We start from the raw sequence: 11,683 nt of genomic DNA on the forward strand, positions 1-11,683 counted from the left end.
CTAAAGCCTAAAGCCACCGCAGACACCCGCCGTCCACGTCTCTCTTTCTTCCTATCCTACAATCTCAAAGAACTGACAGAAATTCTGTCCATTACATTAGCCCAAAAGGCCAAAATTTCGTTGACTAGGATCAACCGAAACCGGTCAATTTTTTCGTCAATCTCAAGAGCGAGTTCTTTGGTCGCCAGCAGCGCCCGCCGCCCTCGTCTTGACGCAGCTTATAGGCCGGGGGTCTCGGCCTTGTCAACGCGCTTTTTTTCAAGAAATTCATTTTTTCTCTAAGTTATTGAAAATATGGATGTAAATGTGAAGCGGGGCTTGTTGGCTCCTGTTTCGATGCTGAAATTCGTGGAATTTGCGGCCTTTGCGGGTGGAATTGGCTGCGTTCGCCTTTCGGCATGGTTTATGAAAGGGAAAGACATCTCTTCCGATCGATTTCTCTCTTAATGGTGATGGTATGCTGGTTCTCAATGAAGTTGAAACGCGCAAGGCGCTGGCCTTCGACGGGCTGATCGATGCGCTCGCAAAAATGTTCGCATCGGAATGCGTGGCGCCGCCGCGCCACCATCATGATGTGGCGGTTCCTGGCGAAGCCGATGCGACGCTTCTTCTGATGCCGGCCTGGTTGCCGGGTCGCTATGTGGGTCTGAAGATGGTGTCGGTGTTTCCGGGCAACGGCGCGCGCGGTCTTCCCTCAATTTATGGCTCCTATCTTCTCTCTTCGGGCGTGACAGGCGAATTGCTCGCCGTCATCGATGGCGGTGAACTGACCGCCCGCAGAACGGCAGCGGCATCAGCGCTTGCGAGCCGATATCTTTCGCGCTCCGACGCCTCGACCCTGCTCGTATGCGGAACCGGTCGGCTGTCAGCAAACCTCATCGAAGCCCATAGAACCGTACGGCCAATCAAGCATGTTCTCGTCTGGGGGCGCGATGCCGAAAAGGCGCGACCGATTGCCCTGCGCGCCGAAGCCCTCGGGCTTAAAGCAGACGTCGTGACCGATCTCGCGGAGGCGGCCGGTCGTGCCGACATCATTTCCTGCGCGACTCTCTCCTCAAAACCGCTCATCCATGGGGCCTGGTTGCGACCCGGTACGCATCTCGATCTTATCGGTGCCTACAAGCCGACCATGCGCGAAAGCGATGATGATGCCGTTCAGCGCTCCGACATTTTCGTCGACACGCGCGCCGGGGCGCTTTCGGAAGCCGGCGACCTGCTACAGCCGATGGCAGCCGGCATCATCGGCGCAGTCGACATCAGGGCGGACCTTGCGGATCTCGTCAGCGGGCGGCACCCGGGACGATCAAGCCCAGACACCATGACGCTGTTCAAATCGGTTGGCGCCAGCCTCGAAGATTTGGCCGGTGCGATTTTCGCACTTGAGAGCCATAGTCTGCAGCCTGACGGCGAGGGCTGAGTTCGATTATGCCGATGCCATTGCCGCCATTGCCCGTCAGCGAGGTTCTGGACGAGATTTCGGTCGCGCTCGACAAGGGCAATGTCGCGGTGCTTTCCGCTCCACCCGGGGCCGGGAAGACCACGATCGTCCCACTTCATCTCCTGAGCGCATCCTGGCGTCAGGATAAGCGGATCATCCTGCTCGAACCGCGCCGGCTGGCGGCGCGTGCTGCCGCCAACCGCATGGCGTCGATCCTCGGCCAGTCGGTCGGCGAATTGGTCGGTTACCGGATGCGGCTCGACAATCGCATTTCGCGCCAGACCCGGATCGAGGTGGTGACGGAAGGGGTTTTTGCCCGCATGATCCTCGACGATCCGGAACTTTCAGATATTGGATGCGTGATCTTCGATGAATTCCACGAACGGTCGCTCGATGCCGATTTCGGCCTGGCGCTGGCACTTGATGTGCAGGGGGCGCTTAGGCAGGATCTGAGAATTCTCGTCATGTCGGCAACGCTCGATACCGAGCGGATTGCGGCCCTGCTTGAGCAGGCGCCTGTCATTCGCAGCCTCGGGCGGTCATTTTCGATCGACTATCGCTATCAACCACGCGAGGCCTCCGAGCCAATCGAGGTCAGCATGGTGCGCGCGATTGCGGCTGCCCATCGACAGGAAGCCGGTTCGATTCTCGCGTTCCTGCCCGGTCAGCGCGAAATCCAGCGCACGGTGGAGCTGCTCGGAACCAGTCTCGGTGCCGATACGCTCGTGGTGCCGCTCTATGGCAATCTTGATCAGAAGAGCCAGGATCAGGCCATCCGGCCGCCGCCCGCTGGCCAGCGCAAGGTCGTGCTTGCGACATCAATCGCGGAAACCTCGATCACCATCGATGGGGTCAGGATTGTCATCGATAGTGGCCTGCAGCGATTGCCCGTCTACGAGGCCGCCACCGGCATCACACGGCTGGAAACCCGAAAGGTTTCGCGGGCGTCGGCCGACCAGCGCGCCGGCCGCGCCGGCCGCACAGAACCCGGCATCGCCATTCGTCTCTGGCACGAGGGACAGAATGCGGCGATGGAAGCCTTCACACCACCGGAAATCCTGTCGACCGATCTTTCAGGCTTCCTTCTCGATCTTCTCTCCTGGGGCGTCGCGTCACCGCAGGATCTCAGACTGCTCGATCATCCGCCTGAATCGACCATCAGTGAAGCCCGGAACCTGCTGAAAGCGCTTGGCGCGATCGATGCACAAGGTGGTCTGACGGACGATGGGCGCGCGATCCGGGCGCTCGGCCTGCCGCCGCGACTGGCCGCCATGGCCGTCGCTGCATCGCATCAGGGACAGGGTCTCGCAGCAACCGAGATTGCCGTTCTCTTGACCGAACAGGGGCTGGGCGGCAATGCCGTCGATATCGAGGAACGGTTGAGCCGGTTTCGCCACGAGCGCGGCGAACGGGCGGACAAGGCGCGGCGCCTCGCGCGTTCCATGGCGGCCAATCTGCCTGGCCAGCAAAGGGAGGCCGCCGCCGCGCTGCCCGGACGCCTGCTCCTGCATGCCTTTCCGGACCGAATTGCCTTTCGTCGCGGCGGTCGCGGCCGGTTCGTGCTCGCCAATGGTCGCGGCGGCGAACTGCCGGACAGTGAACGACTGGCCAATGCGGAGATGCTGGTGGTTGCCGATCTGACCGGACGGGCAGGCGCACAGCGTATTCTCTCCGCCGCCGAAATTTCGCGCGCCGCAATCGAAGAGGAATTGCCGGATGCGATCGTCAAGGAGGATCAGTGCCTCTTTGATGCCGCGAGCCGCCAGGTTCGGGCCCGTCGCGTCACCCGGCTGGGCGCGATCATCCTCGAAGAGGCTCCGCTGCCCCGTCCATCCGGACCAGCAGCGGAAGCGGCTCTCATTGAGGGAATTCAAAATCTCGGCCTTGCCGTTCTTCCTTTTTCCAAGGCGGCGCTGCAACTGCGCGAACGGCTGGGTTTCCTCCATCGCAGCCTCGGTGACCCCTGGCCGGATGTCGGTGACGAACAGCTGCTTGGATCGATGCAAAGCTGGTTCACACCCTACCAGAGCGGTGTCCGTTCCATTTCGGAGATCGATCCGGGCGGGCTCTACGAGGGACTGATGAGCCTCGTGCCTTACGATCTTCGCCGCGACCTCGACCGTCTGGCACCGACACATTTCGAAACGCCGGCGGGCAATCGTCATGCCCTGGACTATAGCAGCGATGAACCGGTGCTCACGGTGCGGGTGCAGGAACTTTTTGGCCTGAAGACACATCCATCCATTGGCGGCGGGCGTATTCCTCTGTTGCTTGAGCTGACATCACCGGCCCATCGACCGATCCAGACGACACGCGATCTCGTCGGTTTCTGGGCAGGGTCCTGGAAGGATGTGCGAGCCGATATGCGCGGCCGCTATCCGAAACATCCCTGGCCGGAGGATCCGGCCGACGCTATACCGACCAGTCGCGCCAAGCCGCGCGGCACCTGACGGGAGGAATGACATGGCCAGAGACATGACCGGCAGCGTTGCGGAAAGCCGCAAGCTTCGCAACCAGACACTCGTCCGGCTGCGCTGGTTTGCCGTGGGCGGTCAGGCCGTCTCGGTGCTGATCGTTGCCGGGTTCCTGGGCTTCGAACTGCCCCTGTGGCTGTGCCTGGTCTTCATTGCCGCCCTTGCAGGCGTCAATGCCTGGCTGCAATTCTCCTTCCCCGCGAGCTGGCGACTGGAGCCGGAAGCTGCCCTTGCCATGCTTGGTTTCGACCTTCTGCAACTGACGGCATTGCTGTTCGTGACCGGCGGATTGTCTAACCCGTTTGCACCGCTTGTTTCGGTCCCTGTCATCATTTCGAGTGCCGCCCAGCCGCTGCGCTACAGTCTCGGGCTGGTGGCAATCTCGATGCTCTGCATCACGGCGCTCGCTTTCTCGCCCTTTCCGCTTCCCTGGTATCCGGGGATTTCGGTTCCCTATGACCCGTTGCTGCTCATGGGCATGTGGCTCGCAATCGTTTCGACCACCGCCTTTGCCGCATTCTATTCCTACCGCGTTTCGCTTGAAGCCGGGCAATTGTCCGATGCCCTTGCCGCCACCGAACTGGTATTGCAGCGGGAAATGCACCTGTCCGAACTTGATGGCCTGGCGGCTGCAGCTGCCCATGAACTTGGCACGCCGCTCGCCACCATTTCACTGGTCGCCAAGGAAATGGCCCATGAGATCGGGCCCGAACATCCGCTCCGCGACGACGTCCAGCTCCTGATCAGCCAAAGCGAACGCTGCCGTGATATTATGCGACGCCTGACGACGCTTTCGAGCGGCAATGAAGAGCATCTGCGGCTTCTTTCCCTTTCCTCCCTGATCGAGGAAGTGGTGGCGCCCCACCGCAATTTCGGCATCGATATCCGGATCGAGGAAAAAAGCCCGCGTCAGAGCGAGCCGATGGGCAAGCGCAATGCCGGAATCATCTACGGATTGGGCAATCTGATCGAAAACGCCGTCGACTATGCCCGTTCGACTGTCACGATTTCGGTCGAACATACGGCTGATCGCGTCCGCATCTGCATCGAGGATGATGGAGAGGGTTTCGCGCCCGACATTTTGCAGCGAATCGGCGATCCCTATGTGACGCGGCGCTCACCGCAGGCGAAGGCCGGTGGGCTCGGGCTCGGATTGTTCATTGCCAAAACACTTCTCGAACGGTCCGGTGCGACGATCAGCTTTGAAAATGCGCCCGGCGCCCGTATCTGCGTGACCTGGGATCGGGAAAACATGGAGGCGAAGGACTGATTTCATATTGGTCAATCGCACCGGCTTTCTATATTAAAGACGTGTAATCTGTAAGCCGCAAAGGCAGGGAAGGCGGAGAGATGGCTGAGTTGGAGACGAAAGCAGGATCAGCGGACCTGATTGGACCGGACGCGTCTTTGTTGATCGTGGAAGATGATGCGCCGTTTCTCAAACGTCTGGCCCGTGCCCTGGAGGGGCGTGGTTTTCGCGTCGAGGCCGCTGAATCGGTGGCCGAAGGCATTGCCAAGGCGAAAGCCAATCCACCCAAATATGCCGTGGTGGACCTGCGTCTGGCCGATGGCAGCGGTCTTGATGTCATCGAAACCATTCGCACCAAGCGCGACGATAGCCGTATGATCGTCCTGACCGGTTATGGCAACATCGCCACCGCGGTGACGGCGGTCAAGCTGGGTGCGGTCGACTATCTCGCCAAGCCGGCCGATGCGGACGAAGTGTTTGCGGCGCTGACCCGACGCGGGGATGAGAAGATCGATCCGCCGGAAAATCCGATGTCGGCAGACCGGGTGCGTTGGGAACATATCCAGCGCGTCTATGAAATGTGCGAGCGCAATGTTTCGGAAACCGCACGGCGGCTCAACATGCATCGGCGCACGCTGCAACGTATTCTAGCCAAACGGGCACCGAAATAGGCGCAATCGGTTCCTATCATCGACGCTTGGTATTAATCCTGGTTCGGATTTTCGAGACCGAGCGTCACTGAGGCCCATTCGGCATGCATCAGGCGGGTTGCTGCTATCCTCGAGAAATTCAGGGTCATCGATTTGCGGGTCGCGGGCGGCAGCCTGTGCTCAGGGGCGTCCCTGATCATTTCGGCGCCATAGGAATCGGAGAGAAAGAGACCGCATTCTTCCGGAAAGATCTCCGCCGGAACATCCCTCAGCGTTGCGAAGAACAGACGATCGCAATGGGGGCGGTAATCCGACCATTTGTGATCGGCGCGAAAGTCTTCGATCGAAGACTTGATTTCGATGATCCAGATCTCGCCCTTGTCGGAAATTGTCACCAGATCCGCCCGCCTTCCGGTTGGCAGGCTTAATTCCGGAAGCGAGACATGCCGCATATCGGCAAGAAGCCGCTGCATGCCGCGTCTGACAGCGAGTGCGCGCTCGGACTGGCGTCCATCCTTAAGAGGATGGTCACCATGAATCGAAATTAATCCCATGATAACCTTTCGCCAGCTCGCGGATATTGTTGCAAAAAAGTCATGCCGAATTTAATTGCCCTGCAGGTCGCCGATGTTGCAGCGCATATGCTTGCAAATCAGCTGTTAATCGAAAATAAACCATAATTGTCGATGGTCGAACCATCCAGTGTAATTCGCCTACAGATCAAGAGAAACACATGCGCCTCCGCCACGCCTCAACAGCTGCCGGCCTGTTGCTGACCATTGCACTCGCCTCCTGCTCCACGACCACGACCAGCTCCTCGACGGACAGCAAGGTCGAAACCACGCAGATCTTTTCGGACGCCTACGGCAAGGTAACCGACTCCGGTTATGCCCTTCCGGCCATTCCGATCAAACGGGTCGACAAGCAGTTTCATCGTCAGATCGTGAACTACGAGACCAGCGAGCGTCGCGGTACCATCATCGTCGATACGAAGAAGCGCTTCCTTTATTACATTCTGGGCGGCGGCAAGGCTGTTCGTTACGGCATCGGCGTCGGCAAGCAGGGTTTTGCCTGGAAGGGCGAGGCCTATGTGGCCTGGAAGCAGGAATGGCCGACCTGGCATCCGCCGGCAGAAATGGCCGATCGCAAGCCGGAAGTCGCCAAATATGTCGAAAAGGGCATGGAACCTGGCCTGCGCAACCCGCTCGGCGCTCGCGCCATGTATCTCTTCGACGAGAAGGGTCGCGACACGATGTTCCGCCTGCATGGAACGCCCGAATGGAACTCGATCGGGACTGCGGCTTCTTCGGGCTGCATCCGTCTGATGAACCAGGACGTGATCGATCTCTATTCGCGCGTCCGCCCGGGCAAGACCGCGCGCGTCATCGTTCTCTGAGATTTCCGGACCGAAAACATCAAAGCCGCTGGGAATACCAGCGGCTTTTTCGTGTCTCAAAATCCAACGGAGAGATTCATTGCCGGCGATCCATAGCCGGCAATGATTATGGGCCAACGATCAGCTGGCAGCCTTCAGTTCAAGGCGACGGCGGTGCAGCACCGGCTCCGTGTAGCCGTTCGGCTGCGCGCGACCCTTGAATACAAGATCCAGAGCCGCCTGGAAGGCGATCGAGCCATCAAAATCTGCAGCCATCGGGCGATAGAGCGGATCGGCCGCATTCTGCTTGTCGACGATCGAAGCCATGCGCTTCATCGTTTCCATGACCTGATCGGCGCTGATGATGCCGTGATGCAGCCAGTTGGCCATATGCTGGGCGGAGATGCGAAGGGTGGCGCGATCTTCCATCAGGCCAATATCGTTGATGTCCGGAACCTTCGAGCAACCGACGCCCTGATCGATCCAGCGCACGACATAACCAAGAATGCCCTGGCAATTGTTGTCGATCTCGCGCTGGATCTCTTCGGCTGTCCAGTTCGGCCTCACGGCGACCGGGACGCTGAGGATATCGGAGAGTTTTGCCCGCGCCCGGCTCTTCAGCCCCTTCTGGACCTCGGCGACATCGACGCGATGATAGTGGGTGGCATGCAGCGTGGCGGCCGTCGGCGACGGGACCCAGGCGGTGTTTGCGCCCGCTTTCGGGTGAGCGATCTTCTGTTCCAGCATCGCGGCCATGAGATCCGGCATGGCCCACATGCCCTTGCCGATCTGCGCCCGACCCGACAGGCCGCATTCGAGCCCGATATCGACATTCCAGTTCTCGTAGGCTGCAATCCAGGCCGCCTGCTTCATGTCACCCTTGCGGATCATCGGCCCGGCTTCCATCGAGGTATGGATCTCGTCGCCGGTCCGGTCGAGGAAGCCGGTATTGATGAAGACGACGCGTTCGGCTGCGGCCCGAATGCACTCCTTGAGATTGATGGTGGTGCGCCGCTCCTCGTCCATGATGCCCATCTTGATCGTGTTGCGCGGCATCTGAAGCATCGATTCGACACGGGTGAAGATCTCGACGGCGAAGGCCACCTCTTCTGGACCGTGCATCTTCGGCTTGACCACATACATGGACCCCTTGCGGGAATTCATGGCCCGACCACCGGGGCCGACATCATGCAGCGCAATGAGCGCTGTCACGCAGGCATCCATGATGCCTTCCGGAACCTCGTTGCCGTGCTTGTCGATGATCGCCGGGTTGGTCATCAGGTGCCCGACATTGCGCACCAGCATCAGCGAACGGCCCTTGAGCGCTGCCAAACTGCCGTCTGGCCGGGTGATCGCGACATCATCGGAGAGGCTGCGGGTAAAGGTACGGCCTCCCTTCGAGACCTCCTCGGTGAGATCGCCCTTCATCAGGCCGAGCCAGTTGCGATAGACGACCACCTTGTCCTCGGCATCGACAGCCGCCACCGAATCCTCGCAGTCCATAATGGCGGTGATGGCCGATTCGAGACGAACATCGGAGATATGCGCCGGATCGGTCTTGCCGATCGCGCTCTCGGGATCCTGGCGGATTTCCACCAGGAGGCCGTTGTTTTCGAGGAAGATGCCCTGGCCATCCTGATTGATGCCGGCAAACTGGGCCGGATCCTTCAATCCGGTCGCGCCCTCGGCGTTGGTCACGTGCAGGACACCATCCTTCACCGTCAGGGACTGGACCGTCGCCCAGCTGCCGCCGGCGAGCGGTGCCGCCTGGTCGAGAAAGGCGCGCGCCCAGGCGATGACCTTTTCGCCGCGCACCGGATTGTAGCCCTTGCCCTTTTCCGCGCCATCACTTTCCGCAATCGCATCGGTGCCGTAGAGCGCATCATAGAGCGAGCCCCAGCGGGCATTGGCGGCGTTGAGTGCATAGCGTGCATTCATCACCGGAACGACGAGCTGCGGACCGGCGATCGTCGCAATCTCCGGATCGACATTGTCCGTGGAAACCGAAAAGGCATCGCCCTCGGGCAGCAGATAGCCGATTTCGCGAAGGAACGCCTCATAGCGCGCAAGATCGGTCGGCGCACCGTTCTTGCGGTGCCAATCGTCGATCTGCAGCTGCAGCGCGTCGCGTTTTTGCAGCAGAGCCCGGTTCTTCGGCGCCAGATCATGGATGATGTCCGACATCCCGGAAAAGAACCGCTCCGGATCGATGCCGGTTCCCGGCAATGCTTCCGTCAGGATGAAATTGTGAAGCTCGCTGTCGATCTTGAGGCCGTTCTTTTCGATCATTGCCATGATCTTTGTCTCCCGCATCTATCGAATGTCGGGACGACACTGCGATAGCGGCCGATCACAGTCAATTCCGCGCGATCGGCAAAGATTTGTTCCCTTCTGGAACAAATCTCAGGTGATTTTTGGTCGACCCGATGCTGTAGCCACGAAACGTGCCTCAACCAGCTTGCGGCTGCCTTCGATCTCCGGCGCTTCGATGACCTCGTTCATCGAGAGAACCGGCTCTTCGGCCCCACTCGCGATCGCAAGGGACCGGGCTGCTTCAAGCGCTCGCTCGCGTGCCATGGCCAGGGTCTGCGCCTCACCGGTTCGCCGCAGGGTCTCGCCACCACCGGAAACGATATAGATCCCCTCTTCCGGCGAGGTCACGACAACCGTCACCGTCTGGCTGATTTCTCCGGCAACGGCACCGATCGCATTGGCCACGCCGGCATCCGACGGAATGACCGATTCGGCTGCAAGCATTGCGGCAATCGCCGGGTAATAGACATGCGCCGATGCTCCGAGACCGATCAGGGGCCGGTCGAGTGCCATCGAAAACCGCACGACACCCGGTGTCCGGGCGAGCGAGCGCGCCACAGGGACGGACCGGGCGGGATCGACGCCCTCGACCCCATCTTCACCAAGAGCGGCCGCGAGAATGACCTGCGATGATTGCAGCGTCATGCGGGCTTCGATCTTGGCCGCCATTTCTTCCGGTGTATCGGCAATCGGCTTGCCGCTCGCATCGCGGGAGCGCGCCAGGATCTCGAGCCCCAGCCGGGCAGCATCCTTGCGCCATTGGCCCTGGCGGCCAACAAGATGCATCGCATCGGAGGGGGTAACACCGCAAAGATGCACGAGACCGCGCGCGACGAGACGATCGAGCGAGGCCTTCTGCATTGACGTCGTCAGCAGATCGTTGAGGGCAATGGGTTCCTGGCCGATGCGGGCATAAAGCGCCTGGTCGGGATTGGAAAGGCCGCTCGCAAACCGGTCCGGCAGGCCGGAGCGGACGGCAAAGCGTCCATCGTACCGGCCGGCATGGGCCGCCTTCAGCTGGCGATCGAGCATCTCGACCACGCCATCGCCATGCAGATGGGCGATCAGGCTCAAGGGAAGGATGCGGCGCGGACCGAGATTGAGGGAACCATCAAGGCTGCGGATATCGACATGCACTTCGGAATCGCCGCCAAGGCCGTAGGTACGCATGGCCACCGCCTGCACCATCGTTCGATAGCCGCCGACGACGGCACCATTCTCATCAAGCCGCGGCTTGCCATTGTCGAGAATAGCGACATCGGTCGTCGTACCACCGATGTCGGAGACGACGGCATTGTCGAGGCCGGTCAGGAACCGGGCGCCGACAAGGCTTGCTGCGGGGCCGGACAGAATGGTCTCGATGGGGCGCAAGCGCGCCTCGCCGGATGAGATCAGCGCGCCATCACCCCTGACGACCATCAGGGGAGCATCGACACCGCGATTGCGCAGGAAATCCTCGCAGGAGCCGATCAACCGATCGATCATCGAGACAAGCCGTGCATTGAGCAAAGTCGTCAGGGCACGACGCGGCCCGCCGAGCTTGGAGGAAAGATCATGGCTACAGGTGACCGGCAATCCGGTGCGAGAACGGATGAAATCGCGCACCCGCAACTCATGCTCGGGGTTGCGGACGGCAAAATAGCCCGCGACCGCAAAGGCGGAAACCGACTGCGACAGGCCATCGATTTCGGCTTCAAGCCCGGCCATAACGAGCGGGTTCTCATGACCATGGACATTGTGGCCGCCCGGCAGAAACAGAACCGGATCGCTGCCGATCGCAGTCTTCAATCCGTCGCGCTCGAGATCCTCGGGTCCGAAACCGATCATGACCAGACAGACGCGACCGCCCTGCCCTTCCACAAGCGCATTGGTGGCCAGCGTCGTCGAAAGCGAGGCGAGGCGAATATCCCTCGGGTCCGTTCCCGTGTCCCTGAGGACATTGTCGACGGCACCCCGGATCCCTTCGGCGAGATCGTGGCGGGTCGTCAGAGACTTTGCCCGGGCGGTAACGCCCTCTGCGGGGCTGAACAGCACTGCGTCGGTATAGGTTCCGCCAGTATCGATGCCGAGAAGAAATTGGGATGCCACGCCGTTATACCTGATGAAACAACCTGTCGATGTTGGCACGCTTTTCGAGACAGGGCGCACCGACCCTCGGATTATGGTATTCACAAACGAATAGAA

The 11,683-nt window shown here is 60.5% G+C and carries 8 protein-coding genes; 5 read left to right on the forward strand and 3 right to left on the reverse strand.

What is annotated here, in order from left to right; all coding sequences use genetic code 11:
- Positions 1 to 457 precede the first annotated feature (457 nt).
- The 4 genes from lhpI (at position 458) to Q4481_RS11945 (ending at position 5,832) form a co-directional block, all read left to right on the forward strand.
- Positions 458 to 1,417, forward strand: coding sequence for a bifunctional Delta(1)-pyrroline-2-carboxylate/Delta(1)-piperideine-2-carboxylate reductase (gene lhpI / locus Q4481_RS11930; protein WP_304376604.1), 960 nt, complete (start codon positions 458 to 460; stop codon positions 1,415 to 1,417).
- An 8-nt stretch (positions 1,418 to 1,425) separates the two neighbouring features.
- A complete protein-coding gene (gene hrpB / locus Q4481_RS11935; RefSeq protein WP_304376605.1) occupies positions 1,426 to 3,888 on the forward strand; it encodes an ATP-dependent helicase HrpB in 2,463 nt (820 codons plus the stop codon).
- 13 nt (positions 3,889 to 3,901) lie between these two features.
- Complete coding sequence (locus Q4481_RS11940) at positions 3,902 to 5,182, forward strand: ActS/PrrB/RegB family redox-sensitive histidine kinase (protein WP_304376606.1); 1,281 nt, start codon at positions 3,902 to 3,904, stop codon at positions 5,180 to 5,182.
- 80 nt (positions 5,183 to 5,262) lie between these two features.
- Positions 5,263 to 5,832 carry an ActR/PrrA/RegA family redox response regulator transcription factor gene (locus Q4481_RS11945; protein WP_304376607.1) on the forward strand — a complete coding sequence of 190 codons (570 nt, stop codon included), beginning with the start codon at positions 5,263 to 5,265 and terminating at the stop codon, positions 5,830 to 5,832.
- 32 nt (positions 5,833 to 5,864) lie between these two features.
- On the opposite strand, the gene Q4481_RS11950 is transcribed toward Q4481_RS11945, so the two are convergent.
- Positions 5,865 to 6,365, reverse strand: a complete 501-nt coding sequence (locus Q4481_RS11950; RefSeq protein ID WP_304376608.1) for an MmcB family DNA repair protein — start codon at positions 6,363 to 6,365, stop codon at positions 5,865 to 5,867.
- A gap of 179 nt (positions 6,366 to 6,544) precedes the next feature.
- On the opposite strand from Q4481_RS11950, the gene Q4481_RS11955 reads away from it, so the two are divergent.
- Positions 6,545 to 7,207, forward strand: coding sequence for a L,D-transpeptidase (locus Q4481_RS11955; protein WP_304376609.1), 663 nt, complete (start codon positions 6,545 to 6,547; stop codon positions 7,205 to 7,207).
- A gap of 120 nt (positions 7,208 to 7,327) precedes the next feature.
- Here the strand turns inward: Q4481_RS11955 and Q4481_RS11960 are convergent, their stop codons facing one another.
- Positions 7,328 to 9,481, reverse strand: a complete 2,154-nt coding sequence (locus Q4481_RS11960) for a malate synthase G (protein ID WP_304376610.1) — start codon at positions 9,479 to 9,481, stop codon at positions 7,328 to 7,330.
- A gap of 108 nt (positions 9,482 to 9,589) precedes the next feature.
- Positions 9,590 to 11,587 carry a hydantoinase/oxoprolinase N-terminal domain-containing protein gene (locus Q4481_RS11965; protein WP_304376611.1) on the reverse strand — a complete coding sequence of 666 codons (1,998 nt, stop codon included), beginning with the start codon at positions 11,585 to 11,587 and terminating at the stop codon, positions 9,590 to 9,592.
- Positions 11,588 to 11,683 lie beyond the last annotated feature (96 nt).

This window comes from Fluviirhizobium alvei (assembly GCF_030551875.1).
In the GTDB taxonomy this organism is placed as follows: Bacteria; Pseudomonadota; Alphaproteobacteria; order Rhizobiales; family Rhizobiaceae; genus Rhizobium_E; species Rhizobium_E alvei.

Bases quoted from the DNA above. Each gene is read 5' to 3' on its own strand.
- lhpI (WP_304376604.1), top strand. From the start codon at position 458: ATGCTGGTTCTCAATGAAGTTGAAACGCGCAAGGCGCTGGCCTTCGAC.
- hrpB (WP_304376605.1), top strand. From the start codon at position 1,426: ATGCCGATGCCATTGCCGCCATTGCCCGTCAGCGAGGTTCTGGACGAG.
- Q4481_RS11940 (WP_304376606.1), top strand. From the start codon at position 3,902: ATGGCCAGAGACATGACCGGCAGCGTTGCGGAAAGCCGCAAGCTTCGC.
- Q4481_RS11945 (WP_304376607.1), top strand. From the start codon at position 5,263: ATGGCTGAGTTGGAGACGAAAGCAGGATCAGCGGACCTGATTGGACCG.
- Q4481_RS11950 (WP_304376608.1), bottom strand. From the start codon at position 6,365: ATGGGATTAATTTCGATTCATGGTGACCATCCTCTTAAGGATGGACGC.
- Q4481_RS11955 (WP_304376609.1), top strand. From the start codon at position 6,545: ATGCGCCTCCGCCACGCCTCAACAGCTGCCGGCCTGTTGCTGACCATT.
- Q4481_RS11960 (WP_304376610.1), bottom strand. From the start codon at position 9,481: ATGGCAATGATCGAAAAGAACGGCCTCAAGATCGACAGCGAGCTTCAC.